Origin of the sequence: Paraburkholderia phenazinium (assembly GCF_900142845.1) — a bacterium.
Taxonomy (GTDB): domain Bacteria; phylum Pseudomonadota; class Gammaproteobacteria; order Burkholderiales; family Burkholderiaceae; genus Paraburkholderia; species Paraburkholderia phenazinium_A.
The window spans coordinates 546,068-571,233 of the sequence record NZ_FSRU01000003.1 but is presented as its reverse complement, the minus strand read 5'-3'; the positions used below and the strand labels follow the sequence as shown (position 1 = coordinate 571,233).

Here is a 25,166-nt window from a genome sequence, read left to right as displayed (position 1 = left end):
AAGTCGCGTTAATCTTGCGGCGCCTCGTATCTTTGGAAGCTCGAATGAAACCAACCCAGTCTTTCACGGCCGTCACGCTTGCTGCTGTCCTGCTCGCCGCCTCCGCTGCGGCGCATGCCGCCGACGCTCCGCCGGTGGCGCCTGTGCGTCCGGTGACGGATACCTACTTCGGTACGCCGGTCGTCGACAATTACCGCTACATGGAGAACCTGAAGGACCCCGAAGTGCAGAGCTGGATGAAAGCGCAGGCGGATTACACGCGCAAGGTGCTCGATGCGATTCCCGGCCTCGCCGCGCTTGCGCAACGCATCGATGCGCTGACGGGTAACGACCTGCATCGCGGCGACTTCAGGCGGCGCGGCGAGCGCATCTTCTACCAGGTGCGGGAGCCGGGCGCCAATCTGCCCAAGCTCGCTTACCGCGACGGCGTCAACGGCGAGGAACACATTCTGGTGGACCCGGCCAAGCTGGCGAAAGACAGCGCCCACCACTCCGCGCTGGACTGGTATTCGCCTTCATGGGATGGCCGCTACGTGGCGTATGGCATCTCCGAAGGCGGCTCGGAAAACAGCGTGCTGCATGTGATCGACACGCAGTCGGGCAGCGATACCGCCGAAGTCATCGACCGTGCCGGCGACGACGTCGTCTCATGGCGCAACGACAACCGCTCGTTCTTCTATCTGCGCTATCCGAAGCCGGGGCCGGACACGCCGCTGGCGAAGAGCAAGTACAACGCCGTGACCTATCTCCACGTGCTCGGCCAGAATCCCAACGGCGAGGGCGACGAGGCCGTGTTTGGCCGCGGCGTGTCGGCGAAGCTCGAGGTGGCGGAAGGTCAGGCGACCTATGTGTTGCTGTCGCCGGATTCGCCCTATGCGGTTGCGGTGGTGAATCACAACATGGATGACAACCCCAACATCTTCTATGTGGCGAGACTCGATCAGATCCATGGTGCGGACACGCCCTGGCAAAAATTTGCGGAAACCGCAGACGGCGTGACTGACGTGCATCTGCACGGCGACCGCCTGTATCTGCTGTCGGAGAAGGGTGCTTCGCGCTTCCAGATTCTTTCGCTGCCGGCCGCGCATCCGGATCTCGCGCATGCGGACGTCGTCGTGCCGGAGGGCCCGAACGTGATCGACGCTTTCGTGCTGGCTAACGATGCGATGTATGTCGGCGAACGTGCGGGTGCGAGCTTCCAGCTAAAGCGGGTGTCCTTCGACGGCAAGGAGAGCCAGGACATCGCGTTGCCCTTCGGCGGCACGGTGGCGAGCTTGACGACGGATCCGCGCGAGCCGGGCGTCATGTTCAACCTGCAGGGCTGGGTGAAGGCGCCGCGTGAGTTCACCTACGATCCGAAGAGCAACGCCGCGACCGATACGGGGCTGATTCCGCCGGCGAAGTCCGAGTCGGCCGATGTCGAAGCGCACGACGAGTTTGCCATCAGCTATGACGGCACGCGCATTCCGGTGTCGATCATCGCGCAGAAGGGCGTGAAACGCGACGGCTCGCATCCGACGGTTGTGTTCGGCTACGGCAGCTACGGGGTGTCGATCGATCCGGCGTATCGTCCCGCGTGGCAAGCGTGGCTCGCGCAGGGCGGCATCATCGCGGTGTCGCATATGCGCGGCGGCGGCGAATATGGCGATGCCTGGCACCGTGCCGGTCAGAAGCTCTGGAAGATCAACACCCTGCTCGATTTCAACGCGAGCGCGCAGTACATGATCGATCAGCACTACACGCAGTCGAAGTATCTGGCGGCGAACAGCGCCAGCGCGGGTGGCTTCGTGATGGGCGGCGCGATGGAGATCAACCCGGGCCTGTTCCGCGTCGTGATGGACGACGTGGGCCTGTCCGATGCGCTGCGCTTCGAGACGGAACCCAATGGACCGCCGAACGTGCCGGAGATGGGCTCGTCATCGGATGAGGCGGGCTTTCATGCGCTCTACGGCATGAGCGCCTATACGCACATTCATGACGGCACGCCGTACCCTGCGATCATCTTCACGACCGGCGCCAACGATCCGCGCGTCTCGTCGTGGCACATGCTGAAGATGGCGGCGCGGATGCAGGCGGCGACGAGCAGCGGGCGGCCGGTGCTGTTGCGCATCGACTACGACGCGGGTCACGGTTTCGGTTCGAGCGTGTCGCAGTACGCCAACCTGCTCGCCGACGAGTGGGCATTCGCGCTGTGGCAGATGGGCGAGCCGGGTTTTCAGCCGAAGCATTAATTGAGGCGGTGCGCGACCGGGCGTTGCGGGGTGGATGCCCGGTCGCGGGACAGCAGCGTTTGACGTTTGCGTCGAGCGCGTGCCCTCAAGTTGCGAGCGGAGGGGCCGATATAGCAGGGTAGAAAGCATTCCGCTTAGACCTTTCTACCCACCTCGCTACGCCTTGTCCTCAGCCAATTTACCGTCCACGCATAGTGCCGTGAGGCGCTACACCACCGTGCGGATCGCGATTTTCTCGATGATCCTGCAGTCCGCTCTGTCACTCGTGTCGTTCGCGAGCTTCGTGCGGGCGTACCGGCATGCGTCGGCGTCGCTTTACGCCGCCTATCCTGTCGCGCAGCGCTGGCTGTGGCTGATTGCGCTGCTGTGGTCGTTGGTCACGCTGATCTCCGGCCTCGCGCTGCTGCGCGGTCGCGGCTGGGGACGCGTGTCGTACGCGTGCGCGGCATGCCTGGCACTCCTTGCGTATTTCATCGTGGCGCCGTGGCCGCTTGCGTTGTGCGCGGTGCCTGTTGCCGAAGCGACGACAGCGGTGTTGTTCAGCCGTGCGGGCACGCACTATCTGCGCGACGACGCGGCGCGGCACAACGCCGCCTCGGGATGGCGCGCGCGCTTCGCCACGCTGTGCTTCGTACTGTCGAGCACGCTGCTCTACCTGACCCACCTCACCATGTGCACGACGGCGGGCTGGATCGTGCGCGTGCTGCCCGGCTGGCCGGCCTGGACCACGCTGATCGCATCGACCGTGTTGATCGCTGTCGGGGCGCTCCTGTCGCAAAAGGGTTCGCGCGTGTGGCGCAGCGGTGTTGCGCTGATGGTGTTCGTTGTCGTCGACGCTTTCGCGCTGCTCGGATATCTGCCCTATGCGCCGGCACTCGCGCGTTATCTGGGCCCGGCTTACCGTCCCTATGACATGCTGTGGGGCGTCGCGATTGCCTTGACGTCGATCATCGGCGCGCTCGCTTTGACGATGCTGCAGATGAGCCGTGTGCCGCGTCCGAGGGCGCCGCTGACGATGCCCGACTATCTGTAGCGCGGCGGCCTCGTGACAGCGCATCTCACTCAACACGCATTCGCCTGGTACCGCTCCGTGACCCGACCGAACTTTATCGCCACGCTGCGCCCCGTTTGTTCAAGTGCGCTTCTCATTGCCGGCGTGCTTTCACTCTACGCGCCGCACGTATTCGCCGATATCAAAAGCGCCGAGCAGGCGATGCAGCAACAGCGCTTTGCCGATGCGCTGGCCGAACTGCAGCCGCTTGCGAAGGCGGGCAACGCGCAAGCGCAGGTGGACCTCGGCACGCTCCTCATGCTCGGTCAAGGGTTGCCTCGCGACGACGCGGCGGCACTCACCCTGTTCAACCAGGCCGCGAAAGCGGGCGATCCGCTGGGCGACCTTGGACTCGCGTCGTTTTATGTGCTGCGGCAGCCGGGCCCGCAAAGCTATGCCAGGGCGGAAGCGCTCTACCGCAAGCACGCGCTGGAAGGCAACGCAATGGCGCAGGCTGGACCAGGCGGCTTGTATCTGACAGGCTGCGGCACAGGGTTTCGCGCAGGCTTATACGGGCATCGGCCGGCTTTACGCCGCGGGTCTTGGCGTGAAGGCCGACGGTGCGCAAGCCTATGACTGGCTTCGCAAAGGCGCGGATCGCGGCGATGGGGCGGCCTATGACGAACTGGGCAGCCTGTTCTATAAAGGCATCGACGGCAAGCCGGACTACAAGGCCTCGATGACCTGGTATGCGAAAGCTGCCGCGCTGGGCGACCCGGTGGGTCAAGCAGGGGTGGGCTATCTCTACGAGCATGGCGCCGGCGTGCCGAAGGACGATGCCCAGGCGTTGGCGTGGTATCGCAAGGCGGCCAATAGCGGCTATACGGAATCGGAAATCTCGGTGGGGCGCTTCTACATGCTTGGACGTGGGGTGGCCGAAGACAACGCCGAGGGCATGCGCTGGATGCTGCGCGCGGCGCAGCAGGGCGACGCGAACGCACAAGGCATTGTGGGCAGCGTGTACCAGCACGGAAAGTATGCGACGCTCGACTACGCCGCGGCGCTCAAGTGGCTGACGCTCGGCGCCCGTGGCGGCAATAACAAGGCGCAGTACGACCTGGGCTGGACCTACCTGATGGGTACGGGTGTGAGCCGTGACTTGCGACGCGGTTGTGCCTGGCTGGTGGTTTCGGCAGCGAATGGTTACGCGCTTGCGAAGACGTCGTTGGCGGAGGGCAGGACCGGCGTCTCGCTCGATCAGCGCAAGCAGGCCGAACGGGCCGCTGCTGCATGGCAACCGGGCAGCGACGTGGTATTGGCTGACGAACCGCCGGGGTATGTTGGGTTGAGCGCGTTCAATCTGAACGCGCCGTTCTTGCCGGGATACTGAGTGAGGCGAAGGGCGAGCCCGCTTGAGGGGAGCCCTGGACGCTTCGGATGCCGTGGACGCTGCCAGCGCCACTAACGCCACTAACGCCACTAACGCCACTAACGCCACTAACGCAACGCCACTTCGCGGACCGGCCTGCGAAATCGAGGCCGGCCCGCTCAACCAGCTTCTTAAGCGCTAACGCTCACGCGCTTCGGCGTCACCACCGACACCACGAACGTCACCACGATATTCGCTGCGAGCGCAATCAGGCCGATATACAGCGGATACGTCGCATCGCCCAGATGCAGCGCGAACACCGGCTTCAGGCCTTGCGAAATCGCCAGCCCGGTCCCCAGCACGATCCCCACCAGCCAGCCGAGGAACAGCCCCGGCGTATTCAGGCGGCGCGTGTACAGCGAGAACACGATGGCCGGGAAAATCTGCAGGATCCACACGCCGCCGAGCAACTGCAGATCGATCGCGTACTGCGTGGGCAGGAACACGATGAACAGCAGCGCGCCGAACTTCACCGCCAGCGAGACGATCTTCGCCGTCGAGGCTTCGGCGCTGGACGACATATCCGGCGAGACGATCGGACGCCACAGATTGCGCGTGAACAGGTTAGCGGCGCCAATCGACATGATGGCGGCCGGCACCAGCGCGCTGATCGCAATCGCCGCCGCGGCAAAGCCGACGAACCACGACGGGAACAGCGTACCGAACAGCGCCGGCACGACATCCGAAGCGGACTTCACATGCACGCCGGCTGCAATCGCCATATAGCCGAGCAGCGCGATCAGGCCGAGCAGCAGCGTGTACGCCGGGAGGAAGATGGCGTTCTTGCGCACCGTTGCCGCGGACGACGACGACAGCACCGCCGTCATCGTATGCGGATACATGAACGCAGCCAGCGCGGAGCCGAGTGCGAGCGACGCATACGCGGTGAACTGGGTCGGCTTCAGGATGATGCCGGTCGCGCCGCCCTTGGCCTTGAAATACGTATCGGCTGCATCGAACACATGCGCGTAGCCGCCGAGTTTCGCTGGAATCAGCCACACTGCCGCGATTACGACAATGTAGATCATGATGTCCTTGACGAAGGCGATCATCGCCGGCGCCCGCAGGCCGCTGGTGTAGGTGTAGAGCGCGAGGATCACGAACGCGACGATCAGCGGCAGTTCGCCGTCCACGCCGAGGCCCTTGATCACCACCTGCATGCCCACCAGTTGCAGCGCGATATACGGCATGGTCGCGACAATGCCAGTGAGCGCCACCGCAGCCGGGAACCACTTGCCGCCGTATTCGCCCTGCACGTAGTCGGCTGCCGTGATGTGATTTTTCGCATGGGCGATCTGCCATAGCTTCGGCATCACTGCGAACACGAACGGATACACGATGATCGTATAAGGCAGCGCAAAGAAGCCATAGGCGCCCACCGAATACACCAGCGCCGGCACGGCGATCACGGTATAGGCGGTATAGAAATCTCCGCCCACCAGGAACCACGAAATCACCACGCCGAATTGCCGGCCGCCGAGGCCCCACTCATGCAACTGCGTGAGGTCGCCTGCTTTCCAGCGCGCCGCGAAGAAACCCACCACGGTAACCAGCAGGAAGAAGAAAATGAAAACGGCCATTGCGACCGGGTTGACTGGAATCGATCCGCTCATTTGAGACCTCGGTACACGACGTAGATCAGCAGCGACGTGAGCGGGACCCACAGGAACTGATACCAGTAGAAGAACGGAAAGCCGGCGAACGAAGGACGCGTGTCGTTATAGAACGGCAGCCATAACAGCGCGATATACGGAAGCAGCAAGATGAGCCATAGCCATGAACGGCCGGCCGGATGAGTGGTCTCCACGAATTTCTCCTTAGGTTTGAAACTGAAACGCCATATATTTATAGGAATGGTCGATCGTCGGCGCATGCATTGCTACGCGCCGCACGGCGCGGCGCATCGACGAATGCGGGCCGCGTCCTGGGCGTGTAGTATTCGCTTTCGTCTGCCTCCTTACAAGCGCACAACTACGTAAGCACGCTACGTACAATTACGTAGACCGCCCATCCGTCCTTTCAGCGATGAAACTCAAAGCGAAGATCTTCCTGCTCGCCATCGTACCGTTTCTGGCCGCTATTGCCGGGATCGAAATCGGTGTTCGCCAGGAGGCGACGGCGCTCGCCGGGACGCAGCATGCGACGATGCAGGCCGCCTATCTGGCGAGCAAGGAGATCGAACTCAAGCACTATGTCGAACTGGCGACGAGCACCATCGAGCCACTTTACGACGCCTCGCGCGATAACGCACGGGACGACGCAATGTTGCGCAGCCGCGCGCTCGCCGCGCTGGAGAAGATGGATTTCGGTAAGGACGGCTATTTCTTTGTGTACGACATGCATGGCCGCTCGCTGATGCATCCGCGCGAGCCGGATCTTGTGGGCCGCGATCTGTGGACCATGCGCGACCCGCAAGGCGCGCTGGTGATCCAGCAGTTGATCGCTGCGGCGGCGCGCGGCGGCGGCTATGTGCGCTATGTGTGGCATCGCCCGTCGACGGGCAAGCTCGAGCCGAAGCTCGGCTATGTCGTGCCGCTCGAGCGCTGGGGCTGGCTGGTCGGCACCGGCATCTATCTGGACGACGTCGATACGACGCTCGCGAGCATCGACCAGCGCGCGTCGGCCAACATCGAGCGCACGATGATGTGGATCGATGCGATCGCGCTGACCGGGCTGGGCGTGATTGCGCTGTGCGCGCTGGTGCTGAACGTCAGCGAGTCGCGCAGTGCCGATGCGAAGTTGAAGCGGCTCGCGCAGCAGGTGGTCGAGTCGCAGGAAAAGGAGCGGGCGCGGCTGTCGCGCGAACTGCACGACGGTATCAGCCAGATGATGGTGTCGGTGAAGCTGCTGCTCGAATCGGCGCTGATGCGCTTCGAGCGCGGCGAGGCGCGCGTGCCGGCGGCGGAGGCCGCGCTGGCCACCAGCCTCGCGCGCCTCGGCGATACGCTGCGCGAAGTGCGCCGCATCTCGCATGCGCTGCGGCCGGCCATGCTCGACGACCTCGGGCTCGCCGCGGCGCTGCAGCAACTCACGCGCGAACTGAGCGAGCAGGCCGGGATCGAAATCGGCTTCACGCAGATCGCCCACACCCATGCCGCCGTGTTGCCTGATGCCGTCAACACGGTGGTGTTCCGGATCGCCCAGGAAGCGCTGACCAACATCGTGCGGCATGCGCGGGCCTCGCGCGCGTCGCTGTCGCTCGAGGTGTCGGCCAGCGCCGTCACCTTGTCGATTGCCGATAACGGCTGCGGCTTCGATGTGCAGCGCGCGCTTGCCGATCCGCGTGGCGGCATCGGCCTGCGCAACATGCGCGAGCGGCTCGATACGTTGGGCGGCAGCTTGTCTCTGGTGTCGCAGCCGGGTCATACGAATGTGACGGCGCATGTGCCGGTCGGGGCACGTGCACAGGCTCCGCAAACCTTGCAGGAAAACTCGCTATGAACGACGCGCCGTCCCGTGCAGCCCGGCTGATTCTGGTCGACGATCATCCTCTGGTGCGCGACGGCTTGCGCGCGCGGCTCGAAGCGGTGCCGAATCTCGAGGTGGTTGGCGAAGCGGGCGGCGCGGACGACGCGCTGGCGCTCGCGGCCGAGCAAAATCCCGATCTCGCGCTGATGGATGTCGGCATGAGCGGGATGAACGGCATCGCGCTCGCCGGTGTGTTCCATGAGCGGTTTCCGGCGATCCGGGTGTTGATGCTGTCGATGCACGACAACATCGAGTATCTGACGCAGGCGGTGCGGGCCGGTGCGAGCGGTTACGTGCTGAAGGATTCGCCCGCGACGGAGATTGTTCAGGCGATTGCCGCGGTACTCGATGGGCGCACGTTCTTCAGTGCGGGGCTCGGGGAGCGGATGATCCAGGCTTCGGCCATGCCAACGCCCGTTGAGCAATTGACGCCACGCGAGCGGGACATTCTCGATGCGCTCGCGGAAGGACTCTCCAGCAAACAGATTGCACAACGTAATGGCTTGTCCGTGCGCACTGTGGAGACCCACCGGCTCAATATGAAACGCAAGCTCGAGATTGAAGGGCAGGCGGAGCTGATCAAGTTCGCCGTGGAGAATCGGCGCAAGCGTTAGAAGCGGCGTTGAAGCGGCGGAACCGGTATATTTCCTCCGATCAATGTTTCCACCTGCGCCGCCTCATAAGGGTGTGGGAGCGTATCGGCGCCGCGGCTGTGCGGGCAAAATACTCGCTACGATGGGCTTGCGCGGCGAGTCACCCTTTGCCGGCAACCGGGTAGACGGGGAGCGTCCTTCGGGCAGAAGCCGGAGCGCCGCCGGGCGAACGTGAAGCACCTGTGACAAATCGACACAAATATAGACGAACGATCCACAGATCGATCGTGTCATTCCGTTTACGATCCGACATTACCGGTTCCGAACCTCGCGCGAAACGCGCAGCGCTATCCTGATGAGGCTGAGGCCGTCGCACCTCAAAGCGTTTTGCGACCGGCCGGTCCACCCGTGCAGGTAGTTAGGCATACCGATAGAGTGATATTCGATGCGTCTGCAAATATTTGAGGAATGGCTGTGAGTCTGAATCTGTCATCCAGAGGGCCAGCGTACACGGCACGCGAAATTCGACAGGGCGTGCCGCTCAGCTACGTCAGCGAAAAGTTGTCGCACGCCATCATCGATACGCACGCGGCCGGCGTGGCTCACCCGGAAGCGCGCAAGCGTCTCGCCCACGTGATGTATTCGCAAACCAAGGCGTTTCTCGCGCTGCATAACGTACTGGCGGTAGCCGACACACCCGGCTTGCCGGAGCTGCTGCTTGAGATGGACCGGCATGAGTTGCATAGCTGGATCGCTACGGTCGTCAAGCATGGGGACGTGCTGGGGACCAGCGAGGTCTGACGACCGGACCCCTCTCAGAGGAAGCGGCTAAACAACCGGTCGCATTCCCGTTTGACCACGCCGTAGCATTCGCAGGCGTGCGCTTCAAGGGCCGGCCGGTCGAGTACCTCGATGACGCCGTGCCGGTAGCGGATCACACCGTCGCCCTGTAACTTGGCCGCCGCCTCGGCCACCCCCGCGCGCCGCACGCCCAGCATGTTCGCGATCAACTCCTGGGTCATACGAATCTCGTTCGATTCGACCCGGTCGAGCGTCAGCAGCAGCCAGCGGCAGAATTGCTGCGCAATCGAATGATGGCGGTTGCAGACGGCGGTCTGCGCAATCTGCGTAATCAGTGTTTGTGTGTAGCGCAGAAACAGATGCTGGACCGCGCCGCCGCGCGCAAACTCCTGGCGCACGACATCGCCGCTCAGCCTGTAAGCCTCGCCCGCGCTTTGCACAATGGCGCGGCTCGGTATGGTCTCGCCGCCCATGAACATGGTGACGCCGAGCAGGCCGTCTTTCCCGACCACGGCGATTTCCGCCGACGCGCCATTTTCCATGACATGCAGCATCGACACGACCGCTGTGGTCGGCAGGTAGATGTGGCTCAGACGATCCCCCGACTCGTAGACGACATGCCCCAAGGGTAGCGACACCGGTGACAGGTGCGGGGTGAGACGCTCGCGCTCCTCGGCCGGCAGAGCTGCCAGCAGCCGGTTGGTCTCGGGTTTGTGCTGACCCACCTGGATAGGCTGCACTTCTTCTTCAACGACTTGCGCGCCACGCGTGACCCGCTGTGCGAGCAACAGATGCTGCGCAATCATATGATCGCGGCTCTTCTCCGGCACCAGGCTCAGCACGGCCGAACGGAGGTCGGCATAGCCGAGCACGTCGAGCAGCTTGAGCTTGGTCAGCGTACCGAGGTCGCTTTTGCCGGTCCGCCAGGCCGAAATCTGCGCGCGCGTCAGGCCGAGGCTCTCCGCCAGTTGGGCGTCGCTACCGAACTGGCCCTTCGCTTTTACTTCATCGAATAGGGCGTTCCAATCGTTCATGGTGTTCGATAGTTAGAATGGTGTCAAATTCACTTGACGCGCGCTGAGTCGAATGAAAGAATCAAAAATTGGCTAAATCTGTCAAATTCATTCGACATTTATATCATAGCTGCGCACGTCTCGCGGAGACGCGATAGGGCTCACCATTTTCGACGGGCGCCTGCGCTCTCGAGGCCTGCCACATGAGCGAATTCTCCTCCATCCGTTTGCCCGTCGCATTACATGCGCTTGCCTCGGACGCTATTGTTTCCGACGCACTGGATGGCGAGCAATTTGCCGCCCGGCAAGTGGAGTTCATCAAGGATCTGTTCGGCTACGTCGCTTACCTGCGCGAACGCTCGCGTGCAACGCCGGTTGCCGACGCTTTCCTCGCGACCTTCGTCAATCTTCTGGAAGCGCTGGAGTTAAATGCGCCCGGCGAAGCACAGGCGTGCGCCGTCCAGCTTCAGCAGATTATCCCGGTCATCTTTCCCGGTTCGACGGTATTCGCGAATTCGATCGCGCCCCATGCTGTCACGCCGGCGATCGAGACCGACGGTGCGGAGTAAGTCGGGAGAACACGCGTCGCGCTAGCGGCGCAAGTGGAGCGAAGAATGATGCGCAGCGCGGCGATCGGTCCGCGCCATTCGATACGGACTCCGAACGTTAAAGGCTCAGAGGTACCAGACGAGTATCGCCAGCACGACCGTGAACAAGCCCCCGATCGATACGCCGCCCCAGATCAGAAGATCGTCGCCGCCGATTTTCCGGGTGCGGAGATTGCGCGTTGCCGCCTGGACAGGGCGTCCAGGATTTCCCCGTCGTGTGCGCATTGATATGACCCGTCGCGTTTCTTCATTCTTTCAGCCAGATGGTCTCGACGTCAAGTCAATTTGACATTGTGCCTCGCCGTGCTGCGGCGCCCCGTCAAGTTATGCAGACGTAAACGACCGTAACCGATTCTGTAACTTTAATAATATGCATCGGTTCTAGACTGCTGCTGGTTCGGAAGGCGGTGATGCATTTCCGGGCGGGCAAGCGTTCTCCCATCATTGGGCGCGTTATCCGGATTGACCTATGTGGCCGGCTGTACCGCCAATCTCTAGCGTAGCGTTGGTTCTTTCGCCAGCAATCGGTGATTCGCTGCTGATGATGACGATTGCGCGCAATCTGCAGCAAAGCGGTATTGCGGTCACGGTGTTCGGCCGGCAGATCCATGCGTTGCGCGACTGGTTTCCGGATGTCGCAACAGAAGACGACCTGAGCGCCGGCGATCTCGCGGCAAGGCTGGGCGGCTTCGACCGCGTCATCCAGATGCATCGAAACAAGCCGTTCGCTGGCCTCGAGCAGGCCCATCCGCGCGTGATCCTGCTCGATCACATTTGCCGGGTGCGATCGTCGCATTCGATGGCGGACCGGCTCGCACGTTTTTGCCAGGACGAGTTCGGTCTGGCGAGCGCGCACAAGAGCAACGGCATGACGGCGCCTGCCGGACTGCAACACAGGAAGTACCCGCTGCGCGTGGCGATTCACCCCACCGCCAGCACCGCCGACAAGTGCTGGCTGCCTTCGCGTTTCATCCGCCTTGCCATCAAACTGCGCGAACTGGGCTTCAGTCCGGAGTTCGTCGTCGCCCCGCAAGAGCGCGCCGACTGGATTCACATCGAACGTCTTGGCCTCGCGCTGCCCGACCTGGGTTCGCTCGACAACGTCGCCGCGTGGGTTTTCGAATCCGGCTGGTTTATCGGCAACGACTCGGGAATCGGCCATCTGGCGTCGAGCCTGCATATTCCCACGCTGTCGCTGTTCATGCGCCGCGGCATTGCGCATACCTGGCGGCCGGACTGGGGGGCGGGGCAGGTGCTGATCGGCAGCACTTTTCTGCCCACCGGATTTCTGAAAGAGCGTTACTGGAAATACATGTTGTCCGTCAGGCAGGTCTCTCGCGCGTTCGACCAGATGCGCGCCAATCCAAGCTTCGCATGACCCCCGCGCTCCCTCAACCTTGCCCGGACCCTGTCCGGTGCAACCGCATGCCTTTTCCCCAGACACCATGAACGCTCAATGCCAGGCCGTCTTCCTTCATACCGGTTACAGAACGGCCGGAACGTGGTTATGGTCATGCTTTCGCAAGCTCGACAACGTCACCGCCTACTACGAGCCCTTGCACGAAATGCTGGCGACGATCGACACGGACAAGTTGGCGAGCAGTACGGCTAATAGCTGGCGTTCGGGTCACCCGGCGCTGGAGGCGCCGTACTTTGCCGAGTTCGCTCACCTGCTGGGCCCGCAGGGGCGCGGCATCCCCGGTTATGACGCGGTGTTCTCGATCGACCGCCTCGACGGCCAAACCCCGGAGGCCGCCGAACGTCTCGAGGCCTATGTGCGCGGTCTCATGCGCAGCGCGCACGACCAGGGCCGCGTGCCGGTACTCAAGTTCTGCCGCTCGCTAGGCCGCCTGCAGTGGTTCCGCGCCACCTTTCCCGATGCCGTGCATATCGTGGTCGAGAAAAATCCGATCTCGCAGTGGCAGTCGTGCTGGCAATTGTTCGCCGCGCATCGCAATCCGCACTTTGTTGCCGTGCCGTTTGTGGTGCTGGCGTTGAACCGGCACGTGCCGCTCGTCCAGCAGACCATGGCTGCGCTGGGCGTCGTGCTGCCGCCGCCGACCGGCGATGCGCAAGCACAGACGGTCGAAGCGTGTCTCGCCGTCTATAAGGAACACATTGCGGCGATCACGCCGCTGCAGGCCTACCGGGCCTTTCTCGCGCACTGGCTGTTGACGCTAAGAGATGCGGCGACGCACGCCCATGCGATCTTCGACTGCGATCTGGCGGGCCACTCACCGGCATATATCGCGGGCGCCGAACAGTGGATCGGCGAGCTCACCGGCCTCAAGCCGTCGTTCGGCAGCGCACGCCGCGAAGAGGCGGCCGAACGCAGCGTGGGCTTCGATGCCGTCGAAGGATTGCAGGTCCACCTGGAAGCCCTGGATTTCGCGCGGACCCTGGCGGGCAGCGGGAGCGTCGACGCCGATGCGCTGGTGCTCTGGACCAGCAAGCTGGCCCAGGCCACCCAGGTGATGGCGTTCGGCGCGGCGGCGAACTGGCCGCAGCCGCAGGTATCGGCGGGGCGCGCCACCCGGATGGTGGATGTCGCGCTGATCGACGGTGTGGGTATCGACGAGATCTTGCTGAGCGAACTCGCCTCGACACGCGCGGCATTGGCCGAGGTCAGGAGCGAGTTGGCACGCCTGCACAAATCGCCGCTGTTGCGCCTGATCAAACGCGTCCGCAAGCTGCGTGCGTCAAAACTCTTGCGCCGCGTGCGCCGTGACGGCAAGCTGCCTACCACTGGCCATCCAACTTGAGAGCGCGCAATGGTAGAACGTCACATGGTGTCGACCGCATTTGAAATTCCCGGGTACACGGTCGAGCAGTCGCTCGGTATCGCGCGGGGGATCATTGTCCGTTCGCGTTCGGTGGTGGGTTCGATCGGTGCGTCGCTGCAGACGATTTTCGGCGGCAACATCTCCCTCTATACGTCGCTGTGCGAGCGCGCCCGGGAAGACGCGTATGAGCGGATGCTGGCGCAGGCAGTTGGGTTCGGCGCTAACGGCATTGTGGGGATGCGCTACGACGCGACTGAAGTGGCCCCTGGCGTGACGGAAGTGCTGTGCTATGGAACGGCGGTTTTGGCGCGGCCGGCCGCCGCGTAACAAGCACGAGCGCAAGTACAGGCACGAGGGACGCGCCGCGCCAAAACCGGCGCGGCATCCTGCGCCCGGCTTCAGGTCGCGCCTCCGGGAATCAGCCGCGGCTTGGTCAACGTGTACGTGATCTGCCCGAAGATCGTGCTGAGGCTGGCGGTGCCGCCCGTCGCATTGGAGCAGGTGTCCGAGTAGAAATAAGCCGAACTGGTCGCGATCGACGCCATCGTGGCGCACGGCGAAAGACTGTCCGAGCCGTCGCTGCAGGTGGACGAGGCCGACTCGCCGCCGATATACGCGACCGTATAGATCAGCGTCCCCGCCGTCTTGGCTGCGCCCGCATCGTTGATGGCGGTCTGGCATTCCTGGTTATAGGTACTGCTAAAGGTACTGCCCAACTGGGCTTTGCTGGATGTCGCGTCGCCGTCGCTCAGCAGCACGATGACATTCTGTCCCGCCGGGTTCTGCGATGCCGAAAGCGTGCTCAAGGCGCTTTGCGCCTGGGTGATCGCGTCGCCGTAGAACGTGCCGAGACCGCCTATCGCCGAGAGGCCGCCGCAACTGCCGCCCCCCAGCGCCTGCACCACGCCGGAACTCGTATTCGCCGAACCGCTGCTGCTCAGAAAGCCCGAAGACGGCGAAGCGATCTGGTACCCCGCCAGCGTTGAACTGGCACCCGAAGCAATGGCGGAATAACTACTGCCGGTGCCGGGCTGCGTTTTCGAACAGGAGAAGTTGTAGGTGGAGGACATGGGTGGAAACACCATCAGGCCGACGTTGTCCCCGGCGTTGGTCAGCCCCGTCAGTAGCTGAAGGGCGCCGGCCTTCGCGCAATTTTCCCGGGTCTGCGCCACACCTTTGGCGTTCTTGCAGTTGCTGTCCGTGGTATTCATCGACGCGGTGGTGTCGAGAATGATCATCACGTTGTATTGGGCCGCCTGGGTGCCGCCGCCCGCGCCCGCCTTCGAGGTGGCCGAGATCGTCGACGACTTGATGCCGATGGCCCGCGCGAAGAACGTCGGCACGCTGGCCTGCTGCGTCACCTGTATGCCGTTGTAGCCCGAGACCGCCTGCGCATAGGGCAAGGTCACGCTCGCCAGCTTGAGCCCCTGAATCGACGTGCTCGTGACCGTGACATTGCCCGGCAGCGTGTTGCTCGTGCTGGCGGTTTGCCCCGCGGCATAGTTCTGTGCATTGCCCGAGGCGGTTGCCCAGCTCTTGGTCCACAGATCCATCGCGCCGGCAAGCGCGGCCGCGTCGGTGGCGGCCTGCAGACGCCGCTGGCTGAACATCAGATAGCCGACATCCACGGCGACGGCCGTGAACGCCAGCAGCGCGATCAACGACAGCGCGACGATGACGGACACGGAGCCGCGTTGTCCGGCGCGCGCGCGGTGGCGTGCAAGAGTCTTGTTCATGTTGGTCCTCCGGCCAGGCGGATGGCTTGTTGGGTTCATTGCACACGCTCCACCATCGTTGAGTTCAGGGAGCCGGGCATGCCGATCAGCCCGGTCAACGTGCCCTTGAAGAGTGCGGAAAACGAGCTGTAGGTGACGGTGACGGTCGCCGGAGCACTCGCGGCGGCCGACAGCGCGGTCGCGCAATCCGAATCGCTCGTGCACTGCGTTCCGTTGACGTAGGTGGTGATCGAGAGATTCCCCGAGTTCAGATAAGCGGCCGAGCTCACCACCTGCGTCTTGGTGGCGGTATACGGCGTGGCGGTGCCGCGTTGGGCCGCGAAGTAGCGCGCGCCTGACGAGGCCGCGTTGGTCACCATCACGTAGTTGCCGAGCAACCAGCCGAACTGCGCGATGCCGAGCACGATGACCAGCAACGGCGGCGCGAGCAGCGCGAATTCGACCGCGGCAATGCCGCGTTGCCGTTGCCGCGGCGCGGCCTTGCGCGCGTGTGCCGGCGTGGACGCTGCCGGTCGCGACGAGGTCCACTTCCTGAGACGCACGGTGCCGGTGTTCATTGCACGATCTCCGTCATGGTGGCGCTCAACGACGAGGGCATCATCGACTTGAGGCTGTATAAGGCACCCTTGTACGGCGCGCTGAACGCATAGCTGAGCGACACGCTGGCCTGCGTCCCCGTCGCGGGCGGCTGGGTTTGGGTGCCGAGCGCGCTGGCGCAGGCCGAGTCGCTGGTGCAGGTCGCGCCGCCCACCTTGATGGTGATCGACAAGGTGTTCTTCAGCGTCGACGTTGCGGCCAGCACGGCCGCTTCGGTGTCGCTATAGGGCGTGGTATAGCCGCGTTCGGAGGCGAGCAGATGCGCGCCTACCGAGGCGGCATCCGTCAGCATGAGGTAGTTGTTCATCAGCCAGCTGAACTGGACCGCGCCGAACAGCACGAGGAACAGGACCGGCAAGACGAGTGCGAACTCGACCACTGTCGCACCGCGTTGACGTTCACGTTTCATAGGTCCTCCGTGTCGTGTCGTAGCGCCTTCAGGCGCCTGCCATGCCGGGCAGCAGGACCCGATAGATGTGAATGAACGCCGGTCCCAGCAACACCACGAGGAGGGCAGGGAAGATGCAGAACATCAGCGGGAACAGCAGCTTCAGCCCGATTTTCGCGGCCTGCTCTTCGGCGCGCATGCGGCGCCGCGTGCGCAGCGTGTCGGACAGCACCCTGAGCGACGCGCCGATACTCGTGCCGAAGCGCTCCGACTGAATCAGCAGCGTGCAGAACGAATCGATATCGTCGACGCCGGTACGCAGCGCGAAGTTGCGCAGCGCCTTGTCCTTGGTAAAACCCGAGCGCATTTCGAGCAGCATCAGATCGAGCTCGCTTGCCACGACCGGGCTGCTGATGCGGATTTCCGCGGACACCTTCATCAGCGCGGCATCGAGACTCAGGCCCGCTTCGACGCATACCGTGAGCAGGTCCACCGCGTCGGGAAAGTCTTCGAACAGTGTGCGTTTGCGCCATGCAATGCGGCGCGCCAGCACGAGGTTCGGCAGGTAGTAGCCGATGCCGCCCAACGCGAACAGCACCACCGAGAATTCGTAGGTGTCTTGCGCCACCGAGGTGTGAACCAGCCACAGCATGGCCGACAGCGGCAAGACGATCGCGAGAGCGGTCTTGGCCAGGAAGTAGACGGGCGCGGCGCCCGGCGCGCGCCATCCCGCGTTCATGAGCCGCACGCGCAGCGAGGAACGTTCCCAGCCTTCCTTAGGGATCGACAACTGGGAGATGGGCCTCGAGATGTCCGCGAGCTTTTCGAGCCAGTCGCTGCCCGACGACTCGTCGCGCTCGGGCGTAGCGGCGGCGGGCGCGGCATTCGCGCCGCCGGCCTGCTCGATCCGTTGGCGCATGTCGCGCGGCGCGAAGGCATGCATCGCAAAGAATGCCGCGCCGCACACGATGGCGAACACGCCGAACAGCATCAACATGTGCATCGGATCTGGCGTTTGCATGGTATCCCCCAACTATTCTATTAACGATCAGTACTGCGATTAAACGGGTGTGCCGCTACACGCGCATCCTGACGATGTGGCGCATCCAGAACATGCCGAACACCATGGAGCCGAGCACGGTATAGAGCAGTTTCAGGCCGGCCGGGTCTTGCCACAGCACATCGAGAAAGCCCGGATTGATCGTCATCATGATGGCGGCCGTGCCGAACGGCAGCAGTCCCAGAATCCATGCCGACAGCTTGCCCTCGGCGGACAGCACGCGAACCTTGTCGAACAGCTTGAAGCGTTCGCGAATCAGCGCGGTGATGCCGTCGAGCAGTTCGGCGAGATTGCCGCCAGTCTCGCGCTGGATCAGCACGGCAATCACCAGGTAGCGCAGGTCGCGGATCGGTACACGGGTGGCGAGATTCAGCAAGGCGTCGTTGAGCGAGATGCCGTAGTTGATTTCGTCGAACGTGATGCGGAATTCACTGCTCATCGGCTCGGCGAATTCCGTGCCGACCATGCCGATTGCGCCGGTGAACGCATGCCCCGAACGCAGCGCACGGGCGAGCATGTCGCAGACGTCCGGAAACTGCCGGTCGAGCTTGCGCAGCCGTCTGCCGCGCCGGAAGCGCACATACAGCAGCGGCACCACGGCGCTCGCCAGCGCGGCGGCGAGCGCGATCAGCAGCGGCACGCCGGCGAACAGCAGAATGGCGAGCGCGAGGGGCGGCAGGGTGGCGCAGGTGCCGAGCAGACGCCCGACCGTCCAGCCGACGCCGGACTGCTGCAGAAAGAGGTCGATCGCATGCACGCGCGGCAGGTACATCAAGCCCTTGTCGAGCAGCGACGACTCGCTCAGGAGACGCTGCTTGAGGATCGAGAGGCGTTCGCCGTCGAGGTGCCCACCGGCCGACACCGCGCGAATACGCGATTCGATGCGCCGTGCGGCGGGCCCGTGACGGCTGTTCCACCACTCGTACACACCTTCGATGGACAGCACGATGGCGGCGAACAGCAGAACGATGGATGCATAGAAGATCGGGGCCATGCCAGTCTCCAGACGCTAAGGGTGCGGGTGCGCTTGCTGCCCGCGCGGTTCAGGCGGTGTCGAAGTGCCGTGTCGGGTCGTAAATGCGCTCGGGCAGGGCCACGCCGAACGCCTGCAGGCGCTCGGAGAATTTCGGCCGCACGCCGGTCGCGCAGAAATGTCCCTGCACGTTGCCTTTCGAATCGACGCCGGAGCGCCGGAACGTGAAGATTTCCTGCATGTTGATCATGTCGCCCTCCATGCCGGTCAGCTCCGAGATGCTGATGATCTTGCGGCGGCCATCGGTCAGGCGGGTGGCCTGCACGACCACCGAGATCGCCGAGGCGATCTGCTGGCGCATCGTCTTGGTCGGCAACGACAGGCCGCCCATGCTGATCATGTTTTCGAGGCGCGTGAGGGCGTCGCGCGGGGTGTTGGCGTGGATCGTGGCGAGCGAGCCTTCATGGCCCGTGTTCATGGCGTTGAGCATGTCGAGGGCTTCGTCGCCGCGCACTTCGCCGAGGATGATGCGGTCGGGGCGCATGCGCAGCGCGTTGCGAACGAGGGTGCGCTGCGTGATCTCGCCGCGTCCTTCGATATTCGGCGGGCGCGTTTCGAGCCGCAGTACGTGCTCCTGCCGCAGTTGCAGTTCCGCGGCATCTTCGATCGTGACGATGCGCTCGTCGGCCGGAATGAAGCCGGACAGGATGTTCAGGAGCGTGGTCTTGCCGCTGCCGGTGCCGCCCGAGACGAGGATGTTGACCTTGGCGCGGGCGAGGCCGTCGAGCACTTCCGCCATGGGCGGCGTCAAGGTCTGCAGTTCGATCAGGTCCGAGACCTGCAGCGGCGTGACCGCGAAACGCCGGATCGACAGCAGAGGGCCATCCACCGCGGACGGCGGGATGATGGCGTTGACCCGCGAGCCGTCGGGCAGGCGCGCGTCGACCATCGGGCACGATTCGTCGATGCGCCGCCCCACGCGCGAGACGATTTTCTCGATCACCTTCATCAGATGCGCGTCGTCGTAGAACGTGACGTCGGTCGGCTCGAGCCGGCCGCGGCGTTCGACGTAGGTATGGCGATACGTGTTGACCAGAATGTCGGAGACGGTCGGGTCGCGCAGCAGCAGTTCGAGCGGACCGAAGCCGAACATTTCGTCATGCACGTCGACTACCAGCTGCTTGCGTTCGAGGTCGTTGGCCGGGGCTTTCTGCTCGTCGAGAATGCGGCCGATCAGCGCGGCGATTTCCTGGCGCACCTGGTCGGGCGGCATGCGCGAGAGCCGCTCCAGTTCGACGCGTTCGAGCACCGCCAGATGGATCTCGCGTTTGAGCTTCTGATAGGCGGCCCGCATCATGCTGCCCTGGGCGCCGCTCATCTCGGAGCGTTCGACGAAGGGCTGGACACGTTGGGCGGTGATCTGCTCACGAAGCGACATGATGATTCCCCTGTTGGTCCTATTGCATTTCAAGGTTCGGCGCCGGGTGGCGGCCGAGCATGCGCGCGAACAGCGACTCGCTCTTCGGCCGCTCGGCCCCGCTGTTCGACGCGCCGCCGGCGATGTTGTCGGCCAGCGTCTGCAGGCTGCGCGACACGCCGCTCTTGCGGCCCGTCTTCGAGACCGGCACGCCCTGGTTGATCGCCTCGGATACGGCCGCGACGTCGTCCGGAATCACCTGGTAGGGGCGCATGCCGAGCACCTGTTCCATCGCGGCGCGGGCCCGTTCCTCGTGACGCGAGTAGCGGTTGAGCAGCAGCCGCGTGCGTTCCGCCGCGTAGCCGAGCGAGCCGAGAATCTCCTGGAGCCGGCGGCCGGCGCGCACGTGCGGCATGGTGGCTTGCAGGACGATGTGAATCTGGTCGCTGCGGTCGAGCGCCAGCATCGAGATCGGATTGATGGTCTGGCCGAGGTCGAAGATCACGAAGTCGTAGCGCGGCGCAGCCACGCCGAGGATCCACTCGAGCCGGTCTTCCTTGATCTCGGCGGCTTTCACCGGATCGCCGGCGCCGGCGAGGATATGGAAGGTGTCGCTGACGTGCAGCACGCTTGCATCGAAGAACGCTACGTCCATGCGATCGATCTGCGAACACAGTTGCGGCAGCGTCGACGGCGGCGTTTCTCCGGTCACGAGGAAGGCGGCGTCGGCGAACAACTGGTTGAGGTCGATCATCAGCACGCGTTTTTGCCGCGCGCCGGCAATCATGTCCGCGACGTTCGCAGCGATGAAGCTGGTGCCCACGCCGCCCTTGCACGACATGAACGAGACGATCTCGGTGGTGTGCGTGTGGGTCTTGAGGCGCTGCGCTTCGAGGCGCACCAGTGCGTCGGCCAGCGCGCGGCGCTCGAGCGGCCAGTTCAGCACATCGCGAAAGCCGGCGCGCATCGCGGCGATCAAGGTCTCAGGCGAAGCATCGGGCGTGAGCAGGATGCACGAGAGGTGCTTGTGCTTCTGGCACAACTGCGCTACCACGGGCAGCTCGGCATCCTGGGTCGACGCCGCATCCACGATCAGGACATCGAAGGCATCGAGGCTGTCGCCGCGCTCGACCAGCAGCGAAGGACTGTCGGCGGCGCGAGTGGTGCGGTAGTCGCCGCATTCGCCGAGCACGTGCACGACCTGGGAGAGGCGCGCCGCGTCTTTCGAGGTGATGAGGATGTCGATCATGATCGTCTGCGCCACGCTGTCTGAGGTTATTGGCCGCTGCCGCCACTGCTGCCGCTGCTCACGCCGATCACGAACGGATTGGTGTTCGTGGCCGGTTGCGAGAACGACTTGTCGTACTGGGTCATCGCGGAGGCAGCGGATTTACCGTCGATGCCGTCGGGCGAGGCGGTGTGCTCGGCGGCTTGCGGATCGATGATCTGCGCCTGAGTGGCGGCTCTTTCGGCCTCGCCGAAATGCGCGTCCCAGATCGGCGTGCTGGTCATGCAGCCGCCGAGTGCGGCGAACACCGGCACGATCAGCGCGGCGCGAGCCGCGCAGAGGAGGGTGGTGAGTTTCATGGAATTCCCCTTTACGTCACATCAGTGAGCGGGCGCGGCGTTGGTGCTGCCCGCGTTGGCAAGGTCCTGCGGTGCAGTGAGTGCGGCCTGCGGTGCGGCGCTCGTGTTCACCGGCGGTTGCGTTGCAGGTGCTGCGGGCGTTACGTTGGCGGGAGCGCTCACCGGTGCCGGCACGGGCGCATTGCCCGTTGCAGGCGCATCCATCCTCGGCGTCGCCGCGCGGCCTTCCATGTTGCCGGTCGCGTAGATGTCGGCGTCCTTGGGCTGCGTGAAGCTGTCGGTCGGCAGCGGCACGTTGGCGGTGCGTTGCGGCCTCACGAGATGCGGCGTGATGATGAACACCAGTTCCGTGCGATCCTGCTGGAACGACGTGCTGCGAAACAGCGCACCGAGCACCGGCACTTCGCCGATCCCCGGCAGCGCCTTCAGCGCGCCGCTGATGTTGTTGCTGATCAGCCCGCCGATCGCGAAGGTCTCGCCGTCGCTCATCTGTACCGTGGTCGAGGCGCGGCGTGTGGTGATGAGCGGCAGGATCGTCGTGCCGCTGATGTTGGTGGCGGAGAGCGTCACGCCGGTGGGCGAGAGTTCCGACACTTCAGGCGCGACCTTCAGGTTGATGCGGCCGTTGCCGAGGACGGTCGGCGTGAATTTGAGGCCGACGCCGAAGTCTTCCTGCTGCAGCACGATCGAGGTGGCTCCCGTGCTGCTGCTCTGCGGCACCGGGATGAACACTTCGCCACCGGCGAGGAAAGTGGCTTCCTGACCGCTGATCGTCACCAGATTCGGTTCGGCGAGAATCTTCACGAGGTTGTCGGTCTTTTGCGCATCCACCGACACCTGGAACGGCAGCTTGTTGTTCTTGTTCACCGAGATCCCGCTCGACACACCCGCGAGCAGGCTGCTCACCAGTGCGCCGGTCCACGAACCGAAGCCGCCCTGGATATTGAGCGATGCGCCGAGCTGGTTGATCAGCGTCTTGTCGACTTCGGCCACTTTCACTTCGAGCATCACCTGCTGCGGCGAATCGACCGTCAGCATGTTGAGCACGCCGCCGGACTTGCCGGCGCCGGCACCCGCGCCGCTGCCGTCGGCGGTGGTGTGGCTGCTGTAGACCGTGGCGATTTCAACCGCCTGCTGTGCGGCCTGGGCGCTCGACACATGACCCGCGAGCACGAGGTTGTCCGCCGCGGTGGAGACGCGAATGCCGTGTTCCTCCGGCATCAGTTGCGTCAGCGACGCCTGCAGGCCGCCCGAATCCACGTTGACCACCACGTCGATGATCTGGCATGCGCCGCTGCGTCCCTGCACGATCATGTTAGTTGTCCCGACCGACTCGCCCAGCACGTAGAGCGTTTGTGGCGAGACCATGGTGGCCTGCGCGACCGCGGGATTGCCGAGCGTGCGATTGCGCACCGGCTCGTCGACCGGCACCAGCGCGGACTTGCCCACCGAGACGAACACGGTGCTTTCGCCGCGAATCGAGCCGGTGCAGTTCGGTCCGCGCAGCGGTGCGGTGGCGGCGGCTGCGCCCGCGGCGCTGGCGGGAGCGGGCGCCATGCTGATGGTCATCTGCAGCGGCTGGCGGCCGGTCGGGACGGGGGCGGTGGCGCTCGCCTTGGCGGCCGCGCCTTCATCCCCTGCGAGTGCGGCCTGGCCGAGCAACAGTCCCGCGCTCAGCCACGCGACGCATGCCGCGCGGCTCGCTCTGGTGCGTCGCGGCGCCTGGCCGGACGAGAAATCAGGTTTGCTAGTCATTTTGTCGTGCCCCCGTTGCTAGATGCTGTAGACCGCGGTCGTTGTTTGGTGTGGTGTTCGTGCGGGTTGCGGTTGGCGCGCGAGGCTTCAGGCCGTCGCTGCGCTATCCCGGTCTCCGTCAAAAGCATTCCTGACTGCCGCTCACGCCGGACAGCACGCCGATGCAGTCGCGTTTCACCGGCGCACGGGCGACGTACTTCACGCGGGTCGGTTGCGGCGCGGCGACCGGAGCCGACGCCACCACAGGAGCCGAAGCGCCGAGCAGGGTCAGCTTGGTGGCGCCGGCGGTCGCGAGCGTGTCGGCATCCACCTGGTTGCGCAGCACCAGCGAGAGCGTGCCCACACTGCGCGCCAGATCCAGCTTTTCCGCCTGATCGGGCGTGACTTCGAGCGTGACGGCGTTGACCACCTTCGGCGCCGTGTCGTCGCGATTGACCTGTTGAGCCACAGCCAGCACGAGGATCTTTTCGAGCACGGTCTTCGAAATGCTTTGCTGCGTGTCGCTCTTGTTGGCCTGGTCCTGCTGGGTGTTGACGATGACGTCGACATAATTGCCAGGCAGTGCGAAGCCCGCCACGCCGACCACGTCGTTCACACGCACCGTAATGGCCCGATGACCTTCGCCGATTACCGCGGACAGGCCGCCTTTGGTGCCGACCGGCGCGAGCTTCGATTCGAGCACCGGTTCGCCGCGCTGCAAACTGGCGCGCAGCACGCGACCGTCGAGCGACTTCGGATCGGTGAACGCGCCCGGTGGGATGCTGTTGGTCGGCCAGCTGACGGTGTGAACCATGGCGCCGCTGATCGGCTCGCCGAGGTTGAGGTCGTCGGTGGCGACGGCCACCTGGGTGACCGCCCCCGACGAGGTTTGCACCAGCCATCGGGAAGCGAACACCACGGCGGCCAATCCTGCCAGCATGGCGACCGCCAGCATGACGAATGCGCGACTGTTCTTCATGACGTGACTCCTCGTAAAGCGGGTGAAACTCGACGGTCGTCCGGCGTGTTAGCGCCTGTCTGACGTCCGGCCAGCGTGACAGTGAAAGGGGCGGCGATGAGGGCGGCGAAACCGCCATGAGCGCTGCCTGCCTGGTGTTCGTGATGCCCGGTGCCGGTCTGCGACCGGTGCCGTCTTTGCTTCGCCGCCGCGCGGCGTTCTGCCCGGCTCGCGTGGTGCGGCAGCGTGCTCATGCGAGCGTCGTGAACAGCACGCCCAGGGTTCCTGCCGCAATCGCGACGCCGTAGGGCAGCGAGCCGACCGAGTCGAGCGCGGGCGGCTCGCCTGCCGCGCGGCTCAGGCCGCGTTGCGTGGCGCTCGTCATCAGGTACTGCAGGTTGGTCACGAGGTGCCCGATCCGCCCGCGCCGGGCGGCGAGCGCCAGTGACCAGATACCGCCGATCACAAAGGTGGCGAGCGCGATATGGAAGGTCATGAATGCGCCGACCCACGCGCCCACCATCATCAGTAACTTGACGTCCCCGGCTGCCATGCCGCGCAGCAGGTAAAACGGCAGCAGCAACGCGAAGCCGGTGAGGGCGCCCGCGAACCAGGTGACGCTGCCCGCGAGCGGACCATGCAGCCAACCTTGCACCAGCAGGGCGCCGACGAGCCCCGCCACGATGATCGGGTTGGGGATGCGGCGGCTCACGAGATCCGTGCTCGCCGTCACGATCACCAGCAAGGCGACGCATGCGGGGATCGGGTGAGGAGGAAGCGGGAAGCCTGGCATCATGAG

At 64.4% G+C, this 25,166-nt stretch carries 25 protein-coding genes; 11 read left to right on the top strand and 14 right to left on the bottom strand.

Going from position 1 to position 25,166, the window contains the following annotated elements:
- The first annotated feature begins 44 nt into the window (after positions 1-44).
- The 4 genes from BUS12_RS36205 to BUS12_RS36190 all read left to right on the top strand — a co-directional run bounded on the left by BUS12_RS36205 (position 45) and on the right by BUS12_RS36190 (position 4,612).
- Positions 45-2,231 (top strand): prolyl oligopeptidase family serine peptidase, encoded by a 2,187-nt coding sequence (locus BUS12_RS36205; protein WP_074302288.1) that lies wholly within the window; start codon positions 45-47, stop codon positions 2,229-2,231.
- A 199-nt stretch (positions 2,232-2,430) separates the two neighbouring features.
- Positions 2,431-3,264 carry a hypothetical protein gene (locus BUS12_RS36200; RefSeq protein WP_074302287.1) on the top strand — a complete coding sequence of 278 codons (834 nt, stop codon included), beginning with the start codon at positions 2,431-2,433 and terminating at the stop codon, positions 3,262-3,264.
- Between the two features lie 57 nt (positions 3,265-3,321).
- Positions 3,322-3,858, top strand: a complete 537-nt coding sequence (locus tag BUS12_RS36195; protein ID WP_074302286.1) for a tetratricopeptide repeat protein — start codon at positions 3,322-3,324, stop codon at positions 3,856-3,858.
- Positions 3,830-4,612, top strand: coding sequence for a tetratricopeptide repeat protein (locus BUS12_RS36190; RefSeq protein ID WP_074302285.1), 783 nt, complete (start codon positions 3,830-3,832; stop codon positions 4,610-4,612). Before BUS12_RS36195 ends, BUS12_RS36190 begins: the two co-directional genes overlap by 29 nt.
- A gap of 170 nt (positions 4,613-4,782) precedes the next feature.
- Here the strand turns inward: BUS12_RS36190 and mctP are convergent, their stop codons facing one another.
- Both mctP and BUS12_RS36180 read right to left on the bottom strand, forming a co-directional pair.
- Complete coding sequence (mctP, locus tag BUS12_RS36185) at positions 4,783-6,264, bottom strand: monocarboxylate uptake permease MctP (RefSeq protein ID WP_074302284.1); 1,482 nt, start codon at positions 6,262-6,264, stop codon at positions 4,783-4,785.
- A complete protein-coding gene (locus BUS12_RS36180) occupies positions 6,261-6,458 on the bottom strand; it encodes a DUF3311 domain-containing protein (protein WP_074302283.1) in 198 nt (65 codons plus the stop codon). Before BUS12_RS36180 ends, mctP begins: the two co-directional genes overlap by 4 nt.
- A gap of 218 nt (positions 6,459-6,676) precedes the next feature.
- Here BUS12_RS36180 and BUS12_RS36175 point away from each other — a divergent pair, with 218 nt between their 5' ends.
- From BUS12_RS36175 to BUS12_RS36165, 3 genes are all read left to right on the top strand, one after another.
- Positions 6,677-8,092, top strand: a complete 1,416-nt coding sequence (locus BUS12_RS36175) for a cache domain-containing protein (protein WP_074302282.1) — start codon at positions 6,677-6,679, stop codon at positions 8,090-8,092.
- The gene (locus BUS12_RS36170; protein ID WP_074302281.1) at positions 8,089-8,733 is read left to right on the top strand and encodes a response regulator; all 645 of its coding nucleotides are present in this window, start codon (positions 8,089-8,091) and stop codon (positions 8,731-8,733) included. The genes BUS12_RS36175 and BUS12_RS36170 overlap by 4 nt, the downstream gene beginning before the upstream one ends.
- 453 nt (positions 8,734-9,186) lie before the next feature.
- Complete coding sequence (locus BUS12_RS36165; protein WP_143788582.1) at positions 9,187-9,513, top strand: hypothetical protein; 327 nt, start codon at positions 9,187-9,189, stop codon at positions 9,511-9,513.
- Between the two features lie 14 nt (positions 9,514-9,527).
- Here BUS12_RS36165 and BUS12_RS36160 read toward each other — a convergent pair whose 3' ends face one another.
- Positions 9,528-10,547, bottom strand: coding sequence for a Crp/Fnr family transcriptional regulator (locus tag BUS12_RS36160; RefSeq protein ID WP_074302279.1), 1,020 nt, complete (start codon positions 10,545-10,547; stop codon positions 9,528-9,530).
- Positions 10,548-10,729: 182 nt separating this feature from the next.
- Here BUS12_RS36160 and BUS12_RS36155 point away from each other — a divergent pair, with 182 nt between their 5' ends.
- The 4 genes from BUS12_RS36155 (at position 10,730) to BUS12_RS36140 (ending at position 14,244) form a co-directional block, all read left to right on the top strand.
- On the top strand, positions 10,730-11,095 hold the full coding sequence (locus BUS12_RS36155; RefSeq protein ID WP_074302278.1) for a hypothetical protein: 366 nt from the start codon (positions 10,730-10,732) through the stop codon (positions 11,093-11,095).
- A 580-nt stretch (positions 11,096-11,675) separates the two neighbouring features.
- Positions 11,676-12,512, top strand: coding sequence for a glycosyltransferase family 9 protein (locus tag BUS12_RS36150; protein WP_253190307.1), 837 nt, complete (start codon positions 11,676-11,678; stop codon positions 12,510-12,512).
- A gap of 67 nt (positions 12,513-12,579) precedes the next feature.
- On the top strand, positions 12,580-13,896 hold the full coding sequence (locus BUS12_RS36145; RefSeq protein WP_074302276.1) for a hypothetical protein: 1,317 nt from the start codon (positions 12,580-12,582) through the stop codon (positions 13,894-13,896).
- Positions 13,897-13,905: 9 nt separating this feature from the next.
- Positions 13,906-14,244, top strand: coding sequence for a YbjQ family protein (locus BUS12_RS36140; RefSeq protein WP_074302275.1), 339 nt, complete (start codon positions 13,906-13,908; stop codon positions 14,242-14,244).
- Between the two features lie 71 nt (positions 14,245-14,315).
- On the opposite strand, the gene BUS12_RS36135 is transcribed toward BUS12_RS36140, so the two are convergent.
- From BUS12_RS36135 to BUS12_RS36085, 11 genes are all read right to left on the bottom strand, one after another.
- Positions 14,316-15,653 carry a vWA domain-containing protein gene (locus BUS12_RS36135; protein WP_074302274.1) on the bottom strand — a complete coding sequence of 446 codons (1,338 nt, stop codon included), beginning with the start codon at positions 15,651-15,653 and terminating at the stop codon, positions 14,316-14,318.
- A 35-nt stretch (positions 15,654-15,688) separates the two neighbouring features.
- Positions 15,689-16,210, bottom strand: a complete 522-nt coding sequence (locus BUS12_RS36130; RefSeq protein ID WP_074302273.1) for a TadE/TadG family type IV pilus assembly protein — start codon at positions 16,208-16,210, stop codon at positions 15,689-15,691.
- A complete protein-coding gene (locus BUS12_RS36125) occupies positions 16,207-16,659 on the bottom strand; it encodes a TadE/TadG family type IV pilus assembly protein (protein WP_074302272.1) in 453 nt (150 codons plus the stop codon). Before BUS12_RS36125 ends, BUS12_RS36130 begins: the two co-directional genes overlap by 4 nt.
- Before the next feature lie 28 nt (positions 16,660-16,687).
- Positions 16,688-17,659, bottom strand: a complete 972-nt coding sequence (locus BUS12_RS36120; protein ID WP_074302271.1) for a type II secretion system F family protein — start codon at positions 17,657-17,659, stop codon at positions 16,688-16,690.
- Between the two features lie 55 nt (positions 17,660-17,714).
- Positions 17,715-18,692, bottom strand: a complete 978-nt coding sequence (locus BUS12_RS36115) for a type II secretion system F family protein (RefSeq protein WP_074302270.1) — start codon at positions 18,690-18,692, stop codon at positions 17,715-17,717.
- Positions 18,693-18,741: 49 nt separating this feature from the next.
- Positions 18,742-20,109, bottom strand: coding sequence for a TadA family conjugal transfer-associated ATPase (locus BUS12_RS36110; RefSeq protein ID WP_074302269.1), 1,368 nt, complete (start codon positions 20,107-20,109; stop codon positions 18,742-18,744).
- 19 nt (positions 20,110-20,128) lie between these two features.
- Positions 20,129-21,337, bottom strand: a complete 1,209-nt coding sequence (locus tag BUS12_RS36105) for a CpaE/TadZ family protein (RefSeq protein WP_074302800.1) — start codon at positions 21,335-21,337, stop codon at positions 20,129-20,131.
- Between the two features lie 26 nt (positions 21,338-21,363).
- Positions 21,364-21,675, bottom strand: coding sequence for a hypothetical protein (locus BUS12_RS36100; RefSeq protein ID WP_074302268.1), 312 nt, complete (start codon positions 21,673-21,675; stop codon positions 21,364-21,366).
- Between the two features lie 21 nt (positions 21,676-21,696).
- On the bottom strand, positions 21,697-23,430 hold the full coding sequence (locus BUS12_RS36095) for a type II and III secretion system protein family protein (protein ID WP_083640834.1): 1,734 nt from the start codon (positions 23,428-23,430) through the stop codon (positions 21,697-21,699).
- Positions 23,431-23,548: 118 nt separating this feature from the next.
- Positions 23,549-24,388, bottom strand: coding sequence for a Flp pilus assembly protein CpaB (gene cpaB / locus BUS12_RS36090; protein ID WP_074302267.1), 840 nt, complete (start codon positions 24,386-24,388; stop codon positions 23,549-23,551).
- A gap of 229 nt (positions 24,389-24,617) precedes the next feature.
- A complete protein-coding gene (locus BUS12_RS36085; RefSeq protein ID WP_074302266.1) occupies positions 24,618-25,163 on the bottom strand; it encodes an A24 family peptidase in 546 nt (181 codons plus the stop codon).
- Positions 25,164-25,166 lie beyond the last annotated feature (3 nt).

Coding starts and splice junctions, on each gene's coding strand:
- BUS12_RS36205 (WP_074302288.1), top strand. CDS start 45: ATGAAACCAACCCAGTCTTTCACGGCCGTCACGCTTGCTGCTGTCCTG.
- mctP (WP_074302284.1), bottom strand. CDS start 6,264: ATGAGCGGATCGATTCCAGTCAACCCGGTCGCAATGGCCGTTTTCATT.
- BUS12_RS36175 (WP_074302282.1), top strand. CDS start 6,677: ATGAAACTCAAAGCGAAGATCTTCCTGCTCGCCATCGTACCGTTTCTG.
- BUS12_RS36170 (WP_074302281.1), top strand. CDS start 8,089: ATGAACGACGCGCCGTCCCGTGCAGCCCGGCTGATTCTGGTCGACGAT.
- BUS12_RS36160 (WP_074302279.1), bottom strand. CDS start 10,547: ATGAACGATTGGAACGCCCTATTCGATGAAGTAAAAGCGAAGGGCCAG.
- BUS12_RS36155 (WP_074302278.1), top strand. CDS start 10,730: ATGAGCGAATTCTCCTCCATCCGTTTGCCCGTCGCATTACATGCGCTT.
- BUS12_RS36150 (WP_253190307.1), top strand. CDS start 11,676: ATGATGACGATTGCGCGCAATCTGCAGCAAAGCGGTATTGCGGTCACG.
- BUS12_RS36145 (WP_074302276.1), top strand. CDS start 12,580: ATGAACGCTCAATGCCAGGCCGTCTTCCTTCATACCGGTTACAGAACG.
- BUS12_RS36140 (WP_074302275.1), top strand. CDS start 13,906: ATGGTAGAACGTCACATGGTGTCGACCGCATTTGAAATTCCCGGGTAC.
- BUS12_RS36135 (WP_074302274.1), bottom strand. CDS start 15,653: ATGAACAAGACTCTTGCACGCCACCGCGCGCGCGCCGGACAACGCGGC.
- BUS12_RS36130 (WP_074302273.1), bottom strand. CDS start 16,210: ATGAACACCGGCACCGTGCGTCTCAGGAAGTGGACCTCGTCGCGACCG.
- BUS12_RS36125 (WP_074302272.1), bottom strand. CDS start 16,659: ATGAAACGTGAACGTCAACGCGGTGCGACAGTGGTCGAGTTCGCACTC.
- BUS12_RS36120 (WP_074302271.1), bottom strand. CDS start 17,659: ATGCAAACGCCAGATCCGATGCACATGTTGATGCTGTTCGGCGTGTTC.
- BUS12_RS36115 (WP_074302270.1), bottom strand. CDS start 18,692: ATGGCCCCGATCTTCTATGCATCCATCGTTCTGCTGTTCGCCGCCATC.
- BUS12_RS36110 (WP_074302269.1), bottom strand. CDS start 20,109: ATGTCGCTTCGTGAGCAGATCACCGCCCAACGTGTCCAGCCCTTCGTC.
- BUS12_RS36105 (WP_074302800.1), bottom strand. CDS start 21,337: ATGATCGACATCCTCATCACCTCGAAAGACGCGGCGCGCCTCTCCCAG.
- BUS12_RS36100 (WP_074302268.1), bottom strand. CDS start 21,675: ATGAAACTCACCACCCTCCTCTGCGCGGCTCGCGCCGCGCTGATCGTG.
- BUS12_RS36095 (WP_083640834.1), bottom strand. CDS start 23,430: ATGACTAGCAAACCTGATTTCTCGTCCGGCCAGGCGCCGCGACGCACC.
- cpaB (WP_074302267.1), bottom strand. CDS start 24,388: ATGAAGAACAGTCGCGCATTCGTCATGCTGGCGGTCGCCATGCTGGCA.
- BUS12_RS36085 (WP_074302266.1), bottom strand. CDS start 25,163: ATGATGCCAGGCTTCCCGCTTCCTCCTCACCCGATCCCCGCATGCGTC.